Origin of the sequence: Agrobacterium sp. DE0009, assembly GCF_007680755.1 — a bacterium.
Classification (GTDB): Bacteria; Pseudomonadota; Alphaproteobacteria; order Rhizobiales; family Rhizobiaceae; genus Agrobacterium; species Agrobacterium tumefaciens_B.
Genome location: NZ_VEIU01000001.1, coordinates 50,166 through 67,707 on the forward strand (window position 1 = coordinate 50,166; position 17,542 = coordinate 67,707).

General features: G+C 60.6%; 16 protein-coding genes. 8 read left to right on the top strand and 8 right to left on the bottom strand.

All coding sequences use genetic code 11. From position 1 onward, the window contains the following. The first annotated feature begins 23 nt into the window (after positions 1–23). The 4 genes from FS804_RS00310 (at position 24) to FS804_RS00325 (ending at position 3,073) form a co-directional block, all read left to right on the top strand. The gene (locus FS804_RS00310) at positions 24–617 is read left to right on the top strand and encodes a thermonuclease family protein (RefSeq protein ID WP_186376616.1); all 594 of its coding nucleotides are present in this window, start codon (positions 24–26) and stop codon (positions 615–617) included. Continuing rightward, entirely contained in the window at positions 610–1,263 is a 654-nt protein-coding gene (locus tag FS804_RS00315; RefSeq protein ID WP_186376617.1) for a uracil-DNA glycosylase family protein, read from the top strand. Before FS804_RS00310 ends, FS804_RS00315 begins: the two co-directional genes overlap by 8 nt. Before the next feature lie 70 nt (positions 1,264–1,333). Continuing rightward, positions 1,334–1,822, top strand: a complete 489-nt coding sequence (locus tag FS804_RS00320) for an Lrp/AsnC family transcriptional regulator (protein ID WP_003507846.1) — start codon at positions 1,334–1,336, stop codon at positions 1,820–1,822. Between the two features lie 285 nt (positions 1,823–2,107). Further along, positions 2,108–3,073: an aliphatic sulfonate ABC transporter substrate-binding protein gene (locus tag FS804_RS00325; RefSeq protein WP_144573936.1), complete on the top strand. Its 966-nt coding sequence runs from the start codon at positions 2,108–2,110 to the stop codon at positions 3,071–3,073. A 241-nt stretch (positions 3,074–3,314) separates the two neighbouring features. Here FS804_RS00325 and FS804_RS00330 read toward each other — a convergent pair whose 3' ends face one another. The 5 genes from FS804_RS00330 to FS804_RS00350 all read right to left on the bottom strand — a co-directional run bounded on the left by FS804_RS00330 (position 3,315) and on the right by FS804_RS00350 (position 7,179). Next, a complete protein-coding gene (locus FS804_RS00330) occupies positions 3,315–4,139 on the bottom strand; it encodes a class I SAM-dependent methyltransferase (protein WP_144573937.1) in 825 nt (274 codons plus the stop codon). 86 nt (positions 4,140–4,225) lie between these two features. Next, positions 4,226–4,492 (bottom strand): usg protein, encoded by a 267-nt coding sequence (locus FS804_RS00335; RefSeq protein WP_004442513.1) that lies wholly within the window; start codon positions 4,490–4,492, stop codon positions 4,226–4,228. Positions 4,493–4,662: 170 nt separating this feature from the next. Further along, a complete protein-coding gene (locus tag FS804_RS00340) occupies positions 4,663–5,493 on the bottom strand; it encodes an ABC transporter permease (RefSeq protein ID WP_144573938.1) in 831 nt (276 codons plus the stop codon). Beyond that, the gene (locus FS804_RS00345) at positions 5,490–6,293 is read right to left on the bottom strand and encodes an ABC transporter permease (protein ID WP_144573939.1); all 804 of its coding nucleotides are present in this window, start codon (positions 6,291–6,293) and stop codon (positions 5,490–5,492) included. The genes FS804_RS00340 and FS804_RS00345 overlap by 4 nt, the downstream gene beginning before the upstream one ends. 112 nt (positions 6,294–6,405) lie before the next feature. Next, positions 6,406–7,179 (bottom strand): ABC transporter substrate-binding protein, encoded by a 774-nt coding sequence (locus FS804_RS00350; protein ID WP_144573940.1) that lies wholly within the window; start codon positions 7,177–7,179, stop codon positions 6,406–6,408. A 346-nt stretch (positions 7,180–7,525) separates the two neighbouring features. Here FS804_RS00350 and FS804_RS00360 point away from each other — a divergent pair, with 346 nt between their 5' ends. Further along, the gene (locus FS804_RS00360) at positions 7,526–9,754 is read left to right on the top strand and encodes an OmpA family protein (protein ID WP_144573942.1); all 2,229 of its coding nucleotides are present in this window, start codon (positions 7,526–7,528) and stop codon (positions 9,752–9,754) included. A 284-nt stretch (positions 9,755–10,038) separates the two neighbouring features. On the opposite strand, the gene FS804_RS00365 is transcribed toward FS804_RS00360, so the two are convergent. Beyond that, on the bottom strand, positions 10,039–10,962 hold the full coding sequence (locus tag FS804_RS00365; protein ID WP_063948667.1) for a pseudouridine-5'-phosphate glycosidase: 924 nt from the start codon (positions 10,960–10,962) through the stop codon (positions 10,039–10,041). A 29-nt stretch (positions 10,963–10,991) separates the two neighbouring features. Continuing rightward, positions 10,992–11,933: a carbohydrate kinase family protein gene (locus FS804_RS00370; protein ID WP_144573943.1), complete on the bottom strand. Its 942-nt coding sequence runs from the start codon at positions 11,931–11,933 to the stop codon at positions 10,992–10,994. A gap of 246 nt (positions 11,934–12,179) precedes the next feature. Here FS804_RS00370 and recA point away from each other — a divergent pair, with 246 nt between their 5' ends. The 3 genes from recA to FS804_RS00385 all read left to right on the top strand — a co-directional run bounded on the left by recA (position 12,180) and on the right by FS804_RS00385 (position 16,631). Then, on the top strand, positions 12,180–13,271 hold the full coding sequence (gene recA / locus FS804_RS00375) for a recombinase RecA (RefSeq protein ID WP_144573944.1): 1,092 nt from the start codon (positions 12,180–12,182) through the stop codon (positions 13,269–13,271). Positions 13,272–13,504: 233 nt separating this feature from the next. Beyond that, complete coding sequence (gene alaS / locus FS804_RS00380) at positions 13,505–16,168, top strand: alanine--tRNA ligase (RefSeq protein ID WP_144573945.1); 2,664 nt, start codon at positions 13,505–13,507, stop codon at positions 16,166–16,168. Between the two features lie 79 nt (positions 16,169–16,247). Continuing rightward, a complete protein-coding gene (locus FS804_RS00385) occupies positions 16,248–16,631 on the top strand; it encodes a VOC family protein (protein WP_144573946.1) in 384 nt (127 codons plus the stop codon). 74 nt (positions 16,632–16,705) lie between these two features. Here the strand turns inward: FS804_RS00385 and FS804_RS00390 are convergent, their stop codons facing one another. Further along, positions 16,706–17,332 carry a glutathione S-transferase family protein gene (locus FS804_RS00390; RefSeq protein ID WP_144573947.1) on the bottom strand — a complete coding sequence of 209 codons (627 nt, stop codon included), beginning with the start codon at positions 17,330–17,332 and terminating at the stop codon, positions 16,706–16,708. Between the last annotated feature and the right edge of the window lie 210 nt (positions 17,333–17,542).

Genomic DNA, 17,542 nt, shown 5'->3' on the forward strand with positions numbered 1-17,542 from the left:
TTCTGACAAGGGTTTGTTGTGACATGAGACGAAATGGAGGCAAGGGCAGGGGCTTTTCGCTGCTGCGCGACGGCGGGCTTTTCCTCGCCACCGTGTTTCTTGGCATCCTCATCGCCGCGAGGCTCGATCAGTTCAACAGCGAAACCCACCGCGGCCGCTTTTTTGTGATCGATGGTGATACGCTGGCAAAGGGCGGCGACCGTTTCCGGCTGCTCGGCATTGATGCGCCCGAGCTTGCGCAGACATGTCTTCGCGGCAGCGAAAGCTGGCCATGCGGCGAGGAAGCGCGCCGTGCCCTGCAGCGGCTGGCAAGCGCTGCGGATTTTTCCTGCTCGGGGGGTTCGAGAGATCGATATGGCCGGCTGCTCGTCTATTGTTCCGCGGGCGGCAGGGATGTCTCGTCGGACATGGTGTCTGCGGGCTTTGCAGTGGCGTCCGGTTATTTTCAGTTCTCCAGCGAACAGGCAGAAGCCCGTCGGCAGGCGCGCGGTATCTGGGTGGGAGAATTTGAAAACCCGTCGCAATGGCGTCGCGAACACCGAGCGGCGGATCTCGATACCCCCGCAACCGGTTTCCTGACCATTGTTCGTCATCTGCTGGGGTGGGGGCATGGCTGAAAGAGAAAGGACCGCGCCGATGGACCAGGATGCGATGGGCGGCCTGCGTGCCGAAATTGCCCGCTGTCGTCTCTGTCGCGACGGCCCGCTCAAGGGCGTCGCGGATCGCCTGCCGCACGAACCCCGACCGGTGGTGGTCATCTCGCGAAAAGCGCGCATCCTGATTGCCGGCCAGGCGCCGGGGCTGCGCGTTCATGAATCGGGGCTGCCTTTCGACGATGCCTCGGGCGACCGGCTCCGGCAGTGGCTGAATGTCGATAGACCGACGTTTTATGATCCTGACCGTTTCGCCATCGTACCCATGGGTTTCTGTTTCCCCGGGTACGACGACAAGGGGAGCGACCTGCCGCCGCGGCGCGAATGCGCCCCGCACTGGCGGCAGCGGGTTATCGCGGCAATGCCCCAGGTGGAGCTTGTCCTCGCCGTCGGCCAATATGCGCAGGCCTTTCACCTCGGTGAAAAACGCGCGAAAACCATGACGGAGACGGTGCAAAACTGGCGCAGCTACCTGCACGTCAACGCCGGTCCCGGCATCTTGCCCCTTCCGCATCCGAGCTGGCGCAATACAGGATGGCTGAAAAAGAACCCGTGGTTCACTGCGGAGCTGCTTCCGGTTCTGCGGCAACATGTGGAAATGCGGATTTAGTGAAACAATTTTCTGTTTTTTCGCAAAAAATAGTGTATTGAAAGGAAATTAATTCAGGAGGGTAGACGCATTGGATCGCCTAGACCGTAAGATTTTGCGCATTCTGCAAGAGGATTCCACGCTGGCCGTTGCCGATCTGGCGAAAAAGGTTGGCCTTTCCACAACGCCCTGTTGGCGGCGTATCCAGAAGATGGAAGAAGACGGCGTCATCCGCCGGCGTGTGGCCCTGCTCGATCCGGTCAAGGTCAATACCAAGGTCACGGTTTTCGTCTCCATTCGCACCGCCTCGCATTCCATCGAATGGCTGAAGCGCTTTTCCGAAGTGGTTTCCGAGTTCCCTGAGGTGGTCGAGTTCTATCGCATGAGCGGTGACGTCGATTATCTGCTGCGCGTCGTCGTGCCAGATATTGCGGCCTATGACGCCTTCTACAAGCGGATGATCGCGAAGATCGAAATCCGCGACGTGTCCTCCGCCTTCGCGATGGAGCAGATCAAATATACGACGGAACTGCCGCTCGATTACATGTTGCTGGATAATCCGAAATCCGGCGAAGAGTGATCCGCGGTCTATCCTATCGCTGAACGATGCCCTTTCCGGCCGCCGGGGAGGGCATATTTATTTGGGGATTGCCTTTCCCCATCGATCTGGCCGTTAGGGTATGGCCTTGCCGGAAGGTCCAGCCGGTATGCACGGCCAAGGCGCGACAATCTTATTCCGCCCTATCAAGCAAATTAGCACATTCAATTCTCTCTGCGCCGTCTCCGCGCAACGTGAGAATTTGATAAAATCTGTCGAATATCTACGCTTTTGGTATCTGGTGATGGCAACAGCGAGGATACCGATATGATCACAAGACGCGGAACATTGGGGCTGATCGCAGGTGCGACGGGAGCGTTGTTTCTGCCGCATATCCGGCGGGCAAGTGCCGCAACGACGACGCTGCGCATCGGCTGGCAGAAAAACGGCGTGGTTGCGCTCGCGAAAAGCCAGGGTGCGCTTGAAGCTTTGCTGAAGGATCGCGGCATTGAGGTGAAGTGGTCGGAGTTTTCCTCCGGGCCGCCGCTTCTTGAAGCGCTGGGTGCTGGTGCGCTGGATATCGGCCCGACCGGCGATGTGCCGCCACTTTTCGCGCAGGCCGCCGGTGGTAATCTGCGTTATGTCGGCACCTATAAGGCGGCGGCGGGCGGATCGGCCATTCTCGTGCAGAAGGATTCGCCGCTGAAGACGCTCGAAGACCTGAAGGGCAAAAAGGTCGCCTTCAAGCGCGGCTCCAGCGCCCATAATGTCACCGTCAAGGCGCTGCGAAAGGCGGGGCTGACGTTGGCCGACATCGCGCCCGTCGATCTCGCCCCACCGGATGCGGCGGCCGCCTTCCGAAGCGGCAATATCGATGCCTGGTCGATCTGGGATCCCTACTTTGCGGTGGCGGAAAAGGAGCCAACGACCCGGGTGCTCTCGACAGCCGAAGGCATCGTCGATCCGTGGAGCTACTTCCTCGGCAATGGTGATTTCGTCGAGGCCAATCCCGATCTCGTGCCGCTGATCCTGAAAGAACTGGCCAATGTAGGCGCAAAGGCGCAGGCGAACATCGAGGCGACTGCAAAGTCGCTCGCCGCCATCACCGGTGTTCCCGAGGATGTTACGAAAGTCTCGCTGACCCGTCCGGGTGCCGATCTCGGTCGCGTGTCAGTGGTTTCGGATGAAGCCATTGCCTATCAACAGGCGCTTGCCGACGAGTTTTACGATCTGAAGATCGTTCCTAAGAAGCTCAAGGTGGCGGATATCGTCTGGCGGCCGAAGGCGATTTGATGGGCGGAAAGTGGAGTCTCTTCAACCGGCTGGCGGATGTTGCTCAGAGGTTGATTCAGGCATGTTTCTAAACAGTGGGGCGAGCCGGTGCCCCTTGTTTCTTCTCCCCGCCGGGGAGAAGTCCGCGGCAGCGGGATGAGGGGGCAAGGGTCAAGATAAACCGAGAGCTTGCCCCCTCATCCGACCCTTCGGGCCACCTTCTCCCCGGCGGGGAGAAGAAATCTGCCGCCATGACGGAGGCTCAGCCCTTGAACTTCGCAATCACGAGATGACCGGGTGTCGGATTGCCGTCCTGCATGCGCACATTGATGTCGGTGACTTCAACGACCTCGAAGCCGGTCGCCGCCAGTCTTTCGCGGACATAGGTTTCGGAATGGGCGAAACGCTGGTGCGGGCCGACCATGTAGGGACGCCCGGCCATGATCTCGTCGGGCAGGGTTTCCGAGGAGAAGATCAGCAGGCCGCCGGCATTGAGGTTTTCGGCGGCGCCGAAAAACAGCGGCTCCAGCGCGCCGAGATAGGGGAGCACATCGGTGGCGGTGATGATGTCGAAGGACTCGTCGTCATTGTCCTCAAGGAAATCCTCGACTTCGGCGACGTAAAGCGTCTCGTAGAGGTCCTTCTCATGGGCGATCTCGACCATGTTTTCGGAAATATCGATGCCGGTGATGTCTTCGGCCATATCGCGCAGCGCCTCGCCGGTGAGGCCAGTGCCGCAGCCGAGATCGAGCAGGCGCTTGAAGGGGCCGAGGTTGAGCGTCTGCAGCCGCTGGCGCACCATCATCGGCACGGCGTAACCGAGCTGTTCGACAAGAATGTCCTCGAAGGCTTCGGCATGCTGGTCGAACAGGGTTTCGACATAGGCGTCGGGTGCTTTCGACGGCTGTTCGCCCCGGCCCATGGCGGCAATGCGTACGGCTGCGCCACCATGGTCCTCAGGATCGATAGCGAGAACCTCCTCATAGGCCTTCACCGCCGCGTCTACATCTCCGGCCTTTTCAAGCGCGAGTGCGCGGTTATAGGCCTCGGCGAGCGCCTCTTCGTCGATCTTCTGGTTCTTGGTCATCGTGCCTTATCCGTCAGCGTCTTCATTTGACGTTTGCTGTAAGCCGCATCGGGAACGGGCGCAACGATTATGTGGGCTTGCGGCTCTTAGTGGAGGATGAACTCCCCTTTCAGCGCGCGCCATTCCTGTGCCGAGATAACCTGTCGGTGCACATAGCGGACGGAGTGCAGGGGGCCGTCTAGCTTTTCCTGCCAGAATTTGAGGAAGCCGTGCATTTCGGGGAAATCAGGGGCCAGGTCGTAGTTTTGCCAGACATAGGTCTGGAGGACCAGCGGATGGTCCGGCAGGCGATAGAAAATCTGGGCGGTGGTGAGGCCGTAGCCCCTCAGCATCATTTCCATGTCCTTGTTCATGATGGCGGTTCCCATATCGATGATGACCGATCACAGCATTGCCGCTGTATCTGATATGGGAACATGGTAGGGTTAACCCAACCTTGCCAAAGGGTGGGTTGCGTCACAAATTTGTTATATTGTTCAAAATGTTGGCAGCCTCTTATGATGAGTGCTGCCAACCCTGGCGTTTAACGCTTGAGGTGTCGCGTCAGCCGGGCTTCCAGCCAGGCCCAAACATGCCGAAGCGTCTCAACGATCGTGAGATAAAAGATCGCAGCCCAGAGATAGGCCTGATAATCGAAGGTACGGGAAAAGGCGTAACGGGTCTGGCCCATCAGGTCGAAGACGGTGACGATGGAGACAACCGCCGAGCCCTTGATCATCAAGATGATCTCGTTGCCATAAGGGCGCAATGCGACGATCAGCGCCTGTGGCAGGATGATCTTGCGGAAGGTGATGAATTTCGAGATGCCGAGCGAGGCCGCGCCCTCGTGCTGGCCGCGCGGCACACTCTGGATCGCTCCGCGCAGGATCTCGGCCTGATAGGCGGCGGTGTTGAGCGTCAGCGACAGGAGCCCACAATACCAGGCTTCGCGGAAAAACCACCAGAGATCGACGGCTTCCAGCGCCGGGCGAAAGCTGCCGAGGCCGTAATAGATCAGGAAAAGCTGCGCCAGCAGTGGCGTGCTTCTGAAGACATAGACATAGGCATAGGCGAGCGCGCCGATGACGCGGTTTTCCGACATGCGGGCAAAGGCGATCGGCACAGACAGGATTGCGCCAAGAATGATTGAGCTGCCGACCAGCGTGATGGTGGTGATGAGACCATCAATGTAGCGCGGCCCATAGCGCTGGAACTTGTCCCAATCCCAGCCTTCGATCATGGCGAAGATCAGCGCGGCGGCGAGGAGCAGCCAGAGCGTGATGACGGCGATGCCGACGATACGGGAAATGTTCAGCGGTTTGTCCGCAACGATCGGCGCCGGGCGCGGCGGAATGAGTTCCTGGATATGGCTCATCGTCTGGCCTCCGATTTGCGCGACCAGCGATCGATGAAGCCGATGCCGACGGAAGAGATGAGTGCCAGGATGAGGTAAAGCAGGCAGGCGATGCCATAGAAGAAGAAGGCTTCCTTGCTGACGCGGGCGGCAATGCCGGTCTGGCGGATGATATCGGCAAGGCCGATGATCGAGACGTAGGACGTGTCTTTCAGCAGGATGACCCAGAGATTGGTCATGCCGGGCAGAGCGATCCGCACCAGCTGCGGAATGATGATCAGCACCATGGTGCGGCTGCGGGAAAGACCGAGCGCGTCACCGGCCTCGTATTGGCCTTTCGGTATGGCCTTGAAAGCCGAAAGCAGCACTTCGGAAGCATAGGACGAAAAGACGACCGAAAGCGCCACCATGCCGGCAACGAAAGCGTTGATTTCGATGGGGCCGCTGAATCCGACGTAACCTGCCAGCGATTGCAGCAGCATCTGAATGCCGTAATAGACGATGAAGAGCGTCAAGAGTTCCGGCAGGCCGCGGAAGATCGTGGTGTAGATGCCGGCGGCCAGCCGCAGTGATTTTTCTTCCGACTGTGCGGCGAGCGCGATGAGGAAACCGATCAGCAGCCCGACGGGCAGGGTCGCAAGCGCAAGCGAGATCGTGACCTTGACACCGAAGGCGATTTCATCGCCCCAGCCCGCATCACCGCAGGCGACAAGGGTGCCGTTTCCGAAAAGCGAGAAGAGACCGACCGGTCCGCAGAAGGGATCGAGAAGTGTCGAGACATAGGCCCAGAACGCACCTATGGCGGAAAATGCTCCGCTCATGCCAATTTTCCCCTGCGGTCTTAAGCCGCCGTGATTGTTATCGTGACGTTTTCAAACAAAAATGGCGGAAGGGCAAGCCTTCCGCCACGAGGTTTCAACAGATCGAACCGGCTTAATCGCCGTAAACGTCGAAATCGAAGTATTTTTTGTTGATCTCCTGATACTTGCCGCTGGCGCGGATACCGGCGATTGCGGCCGTGAACTTGTCGGCCAGCGCCGTGTCGCCCTTGCGCACGGCAATGCCTGCGCCGTTGCCGTTGATCTCGGGATCGACCTTGAGCGGCGTCAGGATCTTGCAGCACTTGCCGGCGTCGGTCTTCAGCCACTCCGACAGCACGACGATATCGTCGATCACGGCGTCGATGCGGCCATTCGCGATGTCGAGCTTATATTCGTCGGCGGTCGGATACATCTTCACGTCCGCATCCGGGAAATGCTTTTCGGCATAGTTGGAGTGTGTGGTGGAACCCTGCGCGCCGAGAGACTTGCCCTTGAGATCTTCGATGGACTTGATCGGCGAATCTTTCGGCACGGCGATTGCCGGCGGGGTGTTGTAATATTTCTTGGAGAAGTCGACCTTCTGGAGGCGCTCCGGCGTGATCGACATGGACGCGATGATGGCGTCGAACTTCTTGGCCTGAAGGGCGGGGATGATGCCGTCCCAGTCATTGGTGACGAAGGTGCATTCGGCCTTCATTTGTTCGCACAGCGCCTTGGCGATGTCGATGTCGAAGCCGGTCAGCGTGCCGTCGGCTTCCAGATTGTTGAAGGGCGGGTAGGCGCCTTCGGTGCCGATGACGATCTTGTCCTGCGCGAGAGCCGCGCCGGAAAAAAGCGAGATGGCGGCAATCGATACGGCTGCGAGCAGACGGGTGGAAATAGGCATTTCGATCCTCTCTTTTGGTCGTTCATCCGCGGTCTGTTGTTGTTTTCAGTGCGGACGCCATGGTCGCTGGGCGCGGCAGAACGGGGGATACCGCCTGTGGCCTTCAGCGCGGATGTGATTATTCATCCGCTTGGTCAAAAAATGCAACTGCAATATTAGCGACCGCGTTTGTGCCGCAGAGCTTCCACGAAAAGGCCTTGATCTGTTCATTTCCGGTACAGAAGCATCTGGTCATCATGGGAACCGGAGCGTGTGTTGGGCGTTGAACAGCGCCTGCGTGCCAAGCCGGGCCCACGACGTCGCGTATCTTGCGACAAACAAAATGACGGCAGATGAGGAAGCACTGATGCTGAAAAAGAAAAACACATTGCTGACCGGGGTGGTTTTTCCGCTCATGTCTCTCGCGATTGCGGTTGAGCCAGCAGCGGCGGGCTTTGCCGGTGCAGCCCGCGCCCAGGCGCCAGTGTCGCAAACCGCGCCCGGCCAGATAATTCTGGCGCAGGCGGAGCCGGCCCAGGAAAACCCGGAAGAGGAACTCAAGAAGAAGCGTCAGCAGGCCGAAGAAGCGCAACCTGCCGAACCGAAGCGTGAAGAGCGCGCCCCGGAGCCCCAGCGCGAGCCGGAGCCGCAGCGCGAGCCTGAACCCAAGCGCGAGGCCCCGGCCGAACCGCGCCCCGAGCCTAAGCGCGAAGCGCCTCCAGAACCGCAGCAGCGCGAGGTGCGTCCCGAACCGGCACCTGCCGAGCAGCCGCAGGAGCGTCCCCGAAAGCCTGAGCGCGCGCAGGAGCCGCAGGGTGAGGGCGAACAGCGCCCGGCCCGCCAGCGCGAAGCAGCCCCGGAAGCAGCCCCTGCCGAACAGCAGCCGCAGGAACGCCCGCGCAAGCCCGCCCGCGCCGAACAGCCGGCCGCAGATGGCGAGCAGCGACTTGAGCGCCCGCGCCGGGAGCCAGCGAAGGAACCGGCCGCCGAGCAGCAGCCTGCCGCGCGGCCTGAAAATGCCGAGCAGCCGGCCAAGCCCGCGCCTGAGAAAAAGCCGGTAGAAGAAAAAGCACCGGAGCAGAAGGCCGCCCCGGCCGAAAAGCCCGTGCCCGAGAAAAAACCCGCAGCGCCCGAGCCTGCAGCGAAGGAAGCACCGGTTCCCACCGAGGCGCCCACGCCCGCACGCCCGCCTGCTCCCGAAACACAGCCCAACCCCGCTCCCGGTCAGCAGCCTTCAGAGCAGCCACCGGTGAAGGGCGAACCCGCAGCACCGCTGCCGGGCGCGCCAACCCCGCCGCCGAGCGGTGCGACGACCGGCCAGGCGCCTGCCGGCGAAGCCGTGCCCAATCAGGTCGCTGTTCCGCAGACCGAAGCACCGCCGATGACGAAGGAGCAGCTGGACAAGGCCAAGGCCATCGCCAAGGACCCGTCCAAGACGGCCGATACCGTTATCCTGCCGGTCGACAAGGGCGCCGCCGTTCTCGACAGCGACAAGGAAGTGGAGCGCTCCGGCAACCGCCAGACCCGCGAAGAACGCCGTCGTGAACGCGAACAGGCCGGCGACTTCAAGGTTCCGACCTCCGACGCCGAGGCGCAGCGCGCCGGTGCTGCCGAAGGCAAGGCCCCGCCGCCGCCCGTCAAGCTGGAAGCGATCACCTCCCAGCAGGGCGAGCGTGTCGACCGTCGCCCGCAATATGAGCGGCCGGACGGCGTACGTGAATGGCAGCCGCGTGAGGGTCGCCCGCGTGATCGCGATGGCGATGCGCCGATCATCCTGCAGTTCGGTGACCGCGTCGTGGTGCGTGGCGACGACAACCAGCGCTTCATCCGCGATGGCGGCGAGCCTTATTACGAGCGTCTGCCCGGCGGTCGTGTCCGCGAAACCGTGGAACGTCGCGATGGCACGCAGGTCGTGACGATCCGTAACCGTTATGGCGACGTGATCCAGCGTTCGCGTATTGACGATCGCGGTCGCGAATATGTGCTGTTCTACGCACCGGAGCTGATGGACGATCCCGACCGCGATTATGTTTATCGCGACCCCGGTCTCGACCTGCCGCCCATGCGTCTGCGCATTCCCGTGACGGACTACATCATCGACACGTCGAGCGATCCGGATCGCGATTATTATCGATTCCTGGAACAGCCGCCCGTCGAGCCGGTGGAACGTGTCTATTCGCTGGACGAAGTGCGCTATTCGGCCCGTATCCGTGACAAGGTGCGCCGTATCGACCTCGATACGATCACCTTTGCGACCGGCAGCGCCGAGATCCCGATGGCGCAGGCTCGCTCCTTGCGCAAGGTCGCCGACGCGATCAACAAGGCGCTGCAAAAGAACCCGGCGGAAACCTTCCTGATCGAAGGCCATACCGACGCCGTCGGTTCGGATGAAAGCAACCTGGTTCTTTCCGACGAGCGCGCCGCCTCCGTCGCCAACGTGCTGACCGATGTCTACGGCATTCCGCCGGAAAACCTCGCGACGCAGGGTTATGGCGAGCGTTACCTGAAGGTCCAGACCCTTGGCCCGGAACAGCAGAACCGCCGCGTCACCATCCGCCGCGTGACGCCGCTGGTGAAGCCGGTCGCTCAGAACTGATCGGGTTCAAATAGAAAAAACAAGGCCCGGAAGCGCAAGCTCTCCGGGCCTTTGTTGCTTACGATGTCCCCAACGCCGAGGCATTTGGCAAAGCTTGATCATCCGCAACCCGTCACCCCGGACCAGATTCGGGGTCCAGCGTGATCAAGTCCTTGATCACGAAAGACTGTTTCACGGCGCAGACGCGCCGTGGCTGGATGCCGGATCTAGTCCGGCATGACGGAGGAGAGGTTTTCGAACCCTGCCGTCACCCGCAACCTTGAGGATGATCCCAACCCCGACGGTCAGCTTAGCGCCACCGCAATCTCGGCCGCGAGCTGCGCATTGTTGCGAACCAGCGCGATATTGGTTTCGAGGCTGCGGCCGTCCGTCAGGCGGAAAATGTCGCCCAGCAGGTACGGCGTCACCGCCTTGCCTGTCACTTCGTCCCGCTCGGCATGCGAGATGGCGCGGTTGATGTAGATTTCCATTTCCTCGCGCGGAATTTCGTCGGCTTCCGGCACGGGATTGGCTACCAGCATGCCGCCATCGATGCCGAGCTGTTCGCGGGTCGTCTGGAAGTTGGCGATTGCGGCCGGGCTGTTCAGCGAAAGTGGGCTCGCCAGGCCGGAGGAGCGCGACCAGAAGGCCGGGAACTCTTCCGAGCCGAAGGTGACGACGGGTACGCCGTTGGTTTCGAGGACTTCAAGCGTCTTCGGAATATCGAGAATGGCTTTCGCGCCGGCGCAGACGACGATGACGCCCGTTTTGGCAAGCTCGGTCAGGTCGGCGGAAATGTCGAAGGTCTCTTCCGCACCCTTGTGCACGCCGCCAATGCCGCCGGTCGCGAAAACGCGGATGCCGGCGCGGGCGGCGGCGATCATGGTGGCGGCAACCGTCGTTGCGCCCGTGCGGCGCTCGGCGATCGCAAAGGCGATATCGGCGCGTGAGACCTTCATCGCATCCGTGGTCTGGGCCAGCGCCTCAAGCTGATCCTTCTCAAGGCCGATATGCAGCGTGCCGTGAATGACGGCGATGGTGGCCGGAACCGCGCCCTGATCACGGATGATCTGCTCGACGCTTTCCGCCATCTCGATATTGCCGGGATAGGGCATGCCATGGGTGATGATGGTCGATTCGAGCGCAACGAGCGGCGCACCGCGCTGCTTGGCGGCGGCGACTTCCTGAGAATAGACGATCGGCAGGAGAGGGGAGATGGGGCGGGTCATTTCATCTGTTCCAGTTCTTAAAAGCGGGTTCATGCCAGCATTTCGGCCTGGGGAACAAGCCCCAACATGGCTTCGACACTGTCTTTTGATAGGTCGTGGGATGTCGCAAAGGGCGATTGCACGGTAATCGCCGCTGCCGCGGCCCCCTGTCTCAACGCCTCCCTAATTGTTTTTCCCTCCGCAATGGCAGCGAGGTAACCGGAGGCCATGGCATCCCCGGCGCCGGTGACGTCCTTCACCTCACGGATGAGGGGCGGGTGGAGGATTGCTTTTTCCGTTTCGTTGAAGGCCACGACTTCGCTTGCGCCGCGGGTGACGACGCCGCCGGAAAGCCCGGCCTCGCGTAAAATATCGGGCCAGTCGCGCACGTCAGCCGCCGTCTTGCCAGTGAGCGCGCAGGCTTCCGCCTCATTCATGAAGAGGATGTCGATATCGCCGAGCGCCGCTTTCAGCTTCACCGCCTTTGCCGGCGAAATGGCGATGGCGGCGAGCGGCTTTTCGCAGGCGCGGGCAACGAGGCCTAGTGCCGTCAGCGTATCCTCAGGCAGGTTGGCGTCGCAAAGCAGGATATCGCTCGCCGTTATCGCCTCGCGGACAGTGCGTATCTTGAGGCGGCGCGGGGTGAAGAGCTTGTAGAGATCCATATCGGCCAGCGCGATGACGAGATTGCCGTCACGCTCCAGAATGGCGGTGTAGCTCGGTGTGCGCCGGTCGAGGAAGGTGAAAGGCGTGTCCTCGACTCCCGCCTGTCGCGCAGCCTCCGCCACCGCTTCGCCCGTCACGTCGCCGCCGCGTGGGGCGATGATACGGACTTGAAAGCCGAGCCGGGAAAGGTTGCGCGCGGCGTTGAAACCGCCACCGCCCGCCTCTTCCATCCAGGAGCCGGGGTTGCTGGCGCCCGGCGCCGTTTCAGTCTCGATCATGCCGCGCCTGTCGATGTGCGCGCCGCCCAGAACGAGTATTTTCTTCACGCTTGCATTTCCCTCTTTGGCGGATGGAAAGACCGGACGATTCGGCCTAAACTGACGTCTTCCTGACCTCGCCTCCGGTTTACGGCAAGCGGCCGCGCACAGAAAAACGAAAGCAGAACAAACGACTTATCACTATTTGTTTTCAATATGCTGGCTCAGCCTTGTGAAATGAGAACAAATAGAGTACATACCGTTCCCATACTGCTACATTGCCTGTGCGGCTTCAATAACCTAAAGGTGGTTCGGATGGCACAAAATTCTTTGCGTCTCGTAGAGGATAAATCGGTGGATAAAAGCAAGGCACTGGAAGCGGCGCTCTCCCAGATCGAACGGTCGTTCGGCAAGGGATCGATCATGAAGCTCGGTTCTAATGAAAATGTGGTTGAAGTGGAAACCGTTTCGACGGGCTCGCTCAGCCTGGATATCGCGCTCGGCATCGGCGGTCTGCCGAAGGGGCGCATCATTGAAATTTACGGTCCGGAAAGCTCGGGTAAAACGACGCTGGCGCTGCAGACCATTGCGGAAGCCCAGAAGAAGGGCGGCATCTGCGCCTTCGTCGATGCCGAACATGCGCTCGATCCGGTCTATGCCCGCAAGCTTGGCGTTGATCTGCAGAGTCTGCTGATCTCGCAGCCGGATACGGGCGAGCAGGCGCTTGAGATCACCGATACGCTGGTGCGCTCCGGCGCGGTTGACGTGCTCGTGGTCGACTCCGTTGCGGCGCTGACGCCGCGGGCGGAAATCGAAGGCGAGATGGGTGATAGCCTGCCGGGTCTTCAGGCGCGTCTGATGAGCCAGGCGCTGCGCAAGCTGACCGCTTCGATCTCCAAGTCGAAATGCATGGTCATCTTCATCAACCAGATCCGTATGAAGATTGGCGTCATGTTCGGTTCGCCGGAAACGACGACCGGCGGTAACGCTCTCAAGTTCTACGCCTCGGTTCGCCTCGACATCCGCCGTATCGGCGCTGTCAAGGAACGCGAAGAGGTTGTCGGCAACCAGACGCGCGTCAAGGTCGTCAAGAACAAAATGGCGCCGCCCTTCAAGCAGGTGGAATTCGACATCATGTATGGCGAAGGCGTTTCCAAGACCGGCGAGCTTGTCGACCTCGGCGTAAAGGCCGGCATCGTCGAAAAGTCTGGTGCCTGGTTCTCCTATAACAGCCAGCGTCTCGGGCAGGGGCGTGAAAATGCCAAGACCTTCCTGCGCGACAATCCGGATACGGCCAACGAGATCGAACTGGCGTTGCGCCAGAATGCCGGTCTGATCGCTGACCGGTTCCTGCAGAATGGTGGTCCGGATGCCGGCGACAGCGATGGTGACGGTGACGAAGGGTGATATGCAAGAAGGTTCGGACATCGACCGTCTGGCCGCTTCGTTGAAATGAGCTGATTGAAATGAATTGGGCCGTGTGATTTCCCGTCGCATGGTCCTTTTTCTTTGTCGGTGCGCCTTCACCGGTCTCCATGGCTGGACAGGGCAGGATACGGACGATAAAAGCCAGTGATTTTGCAATATAGCCATCGTTACAGGTGGCGGTGATGGACTCCAGCTGTGAGCGGTGTGTGGGCATGAGCGGTGTAAATGAAATTCGGTCGACCTTTCTCGACTACTTCAAGAAGAACGGACACGAGATTGTGCCCTCCAGCCCGCTGGTGCCGCGCAACGATCCGACGCTGATGTTCACCAATGCCGGCATGGTGCAGTTCAAGAACGTCTTTACCGGTCTGGAAAGCCGTCCCTATTCCACCGCCGCAACCGCGCAGAAATGCGTGCGCGCTGGCGGTAAGCATAATGACCTCGACAATGTCGGTTATACCGCCCGCCACCACACCTTCTTCGAAATGCTCGGCAATTTCTCCTTTGGCGATTATTTCAAGGAAGAGGCGATCACGCACGCCTGGAACCTGATCACCAAAGAATTCGGCATCGACCGCAATCGTCTGCTGGTCACGGTCTATCACACCGACGACGAGGCCTTTAACCTCTGGAAGAAGATCGCCGGTTTCTCCGATGACCGCATCATCCGCATCCCGACCAGCGATAATTTCTGGGCGATGGGCGATACCGGCCCCTGCGGTCCCTGTTCCGAAATCTTCTACGACCACGGCGATCATATCTGGGGCGGCCCGCCCGGCTCGCCGGAAGAAGATGGCGATCGCTTCATCGAAATCTGGAACCTCGTCTTCATGCAATATGAGCAGGTGACGAAGGAAGAGCGTATCGACCTGCCGCGCCCGTCGATCGATACCGGCATGGGTCTGGAGCGTATTTCCGCGCTGCTGCAGGGCAAACATGACAATTACGATACGGACCTGTTCCGGGCGCTGATTGCCGCTTCGGTGGAAGCGACAGGCGTTCCGGCTGAAGGTGAGAAACGCGCCAGCCACCGGGTCATCGCCGACCATCTGCGCTCGTCCGCCTTCCTCATTGCCGATGGCGTCCTGCCGTCCAATGAAGGCCGCGGTTATGTTCTGCGCCGCATCATGCGCCGCGCCATGCGCCATGCCGAGCTGCTCGGCGCGCGCGAGCCGCTGATCTACAAGCTGTTGCCGTCGCTGGTGCAGCAGATGGGGCGTGCCTATCCGGAACTGATCCGCGCCGAAGCGCTGATCTCCGAAACGCTGAAGCTCGAGGAAACCCGTTTCCGCAAGACGCTGGAACGCGGCCTATCGCTGCTTTCGGATGCAACTTCTACCCTGCACAAGGGCGACATGCTGGATGGCGAAACCGCTTTCAAGCTTTACGACACCTATGGTTTCCCGCTCGACCTGACGCAGGACGCGCTGCGCGCCCGTGAAATCGGCGTCGACATCTCCGGCTTCACCGATGCCATGGAGCGCCAGAAGGCGGAAGCCCGCTCGCATTGGGCCGGGTCCGGTGACAAGGCGACCGAAACGATCTGGTTCGAGCTCAAGGAAAAGCTCGGCGCCACCGAGTTCCTCGGTTACGACACGGAAACTGCCGAGGGCGTCATTCAGGCCATCGTCAAGGACGGCAAGGCTGTCGAAAGCGCTGCGGATGGCGAGACCGTGCAGGTCGTCGTCAACCAGACGCCGTTTTATGGCGAATCCGGCGGCCAGATGGGCGATACCGGCGTCATCACCGGCGACAACGGCGCCTTTGCCGTTTCCGACACCCAGAAGCGGGGCGAAGGCCTCTTCGTCCATATGGGCACCGTTTCCAGGGGCGGCCTGAAAGTCGGCGATGCCGTTCAGTTGACGGTCGATCATGACCGCCGCTCGCGTCTGCGCGCCAATCACTCCGCCACCCACCTGCTGCATGAGGCGTTGCGTGAAGTGCTCGGCACCCACGTTGCCCAGAAGGGGTCGCTGGTCGCGCCCGAGCGCCTGCGTTTCGACGTTTCACACCCGAAGCCAATGTCTGCCGAGGAGCTGAAGGTTGTCGAAGAGATGGCCAACGAAATCGTGCTGCAGAACTCTCCTGTCGTCACCCGCCTGATGAGCGTCGATGACGCCATTGCCGAGGGCGCGATGGCATTGTTCGGCGAAAAATACGGTGACGAGGTTCGTGTCGTCTCGATGGGTACCGGCCTGCATGGCGCAAAGGCAAACCGTCCTTATTCCGTCGAGCTTTGTGGCGGCACGCATGTCGGCGCCACCGGCCAGATCGGTCTTATCCGCATCCTCGGTGAAAGCGCCGTGGGTGCGGGCGTGCGACGCCTCGAAGCCGTAACCGGCCAGGGCGCGCTCGCCTATCTTTCTGAGCAGGATGAGCGGGTGAAGGCGCTGGCCTCGTCGCTGAAGGTTCAGCCGGGCGATGTTCTGTCGCGCGTTGAAGGCCTGCTGGACGAGCGCAAGAAGCTGGAGCGCGAGCTTGCCGATGCTCGCCGCAAGCTCGCCATGGGCGGCGGTTCGGCCGATGCCGGCGCAAGCGACGTCAAGCAGGTTGCCGGCGTCAACTTCCTGGCAAAATCCCTTGCTGGTATCGATGCCAAGGATCTCAAGGGGCTTGCCGATGAGGCCAAGGCCAATCTCGGCTCTGGCGTCGTGCTGCTGATTGCCGTTTCCGAAGATGGCAAGGCGAGCGCTGTCGCCGCCGTGACCGAAGATCTGACGGCCCGTTTCAGCGCTGTCGATATCGTCCGCACCGCGTCTGCTGCCCTTGGCGGCAAGGGCGGCGGCGGCCGCCCTGATATGGCGCAGGCTGGCGGCCCAGATGGCGCCAAGGCGCAGGAGGCCATCGATGCGGTGGCCGCGGCGCTGGCGGCCTGATCGACAAGAATTGAGGAGGCGGGGTTTTCCCCGCCTTTTGTCTCGACCTTGACCACCAAGGAAGCTACGGAGGGAAACGATGCGTTTTGTAAATCCCATCCCTTTCGTGCGTGACATCGATCGGTCTAAGGCGTTTTATCGCGACAGGCTCGGCCTGAAGATAGCCGAGGATTTCGGAAACTTCGTCCGCTTTGAAACTGGCTTTGCAATCCACGACGGGCGGTCGCTTGCCGAGACCGTCTGGGGGACATCGTCGGGCGCGGAAGAATCCTATGGCAGACGAAATCTTCTCCTTTATTTCGAGCATGCGGATGTCGACGCGGCTTTTCAAAATATCGCGCCGCACGTGGAGCTTATCCACCCGCTCCAGCGGCAGACCTGGGGGCAGAAAGTCTTCCGTTTTTACGATCCGGACGGACATGCAATAGATGTCGGAGAGCCGCTCGGCCCGTCCGCTGAATAACCCGCCGAATGATCGATCAGACATTTAATTGTCGGGCGGAGTATTGTTTATTGGCAGCGCAAGGCTGGCCAGTCTTATCCCGTCGTGTTCATTTCCTTTGCCGCTTCCTCGTCAAGCTGCGTGGCTCGTTTGAAGGCCGGGCGGTCGGTGAGGTGCGTCATATAATCCAGAAACGCCGGGCGTTTTTCAATCGTGCCGAATTGCAGGCCCCAGCCGACATGGGCGCCGACATAGACATCCGCGGCGGTAAAGAGATCGCCGGCGATAAAGCGGTTTTCACTGACGGCCCGCTCCAGCGTGTTCATCACATCCGCATAGCTGCCGCAGCCGGCCATGCGCAGTTTTTCCTTGGGGACTTCGAAACCCATCGCCTTCATGCTCGCCGCCATTTCCAGCGGGCCCGCGGCGAAGAACATCCAGCGGTAATAGAGCCCGCGCGATTTCGGCGTGGGCGCAAGGTTCGCGCCGGGAAAGGCATCTGCCAGATAGGCGCAGATTGCTGCGGCCTCGGTGACGATGGTATCGCCATGTTTGATGGCGGGTACCTTCGCCATCGGATTGATCAGCCGGTAGGCGGGCGATTTCATCGAGGTTTCGAAACGAAGTATCTCGGTTCGGTAGGGTACACCCACTTCTTCAAGCATCCAGCGAGCAATGCGGCCGCGCGACATGGGGTTCGTGTAAAAGATCAGTTCACTCATGCTTTTGCCTCCCCAAGCAAAATCGTCGATGCATCATGGAAATCGGCAGGGATTTCTACCCTGCGCTCCACCTTGTTATGGTCGCAACATCGCTTACGTGTTCCCTGAGATCGCGCCGATGCTCCGATGGATATTTGACTGTGCCGGGCAAGTTAATTGCAAGTAGATGTGGTGTCGCTTGGTCTTGTTGTTCTTTTGATCCCGGCACTC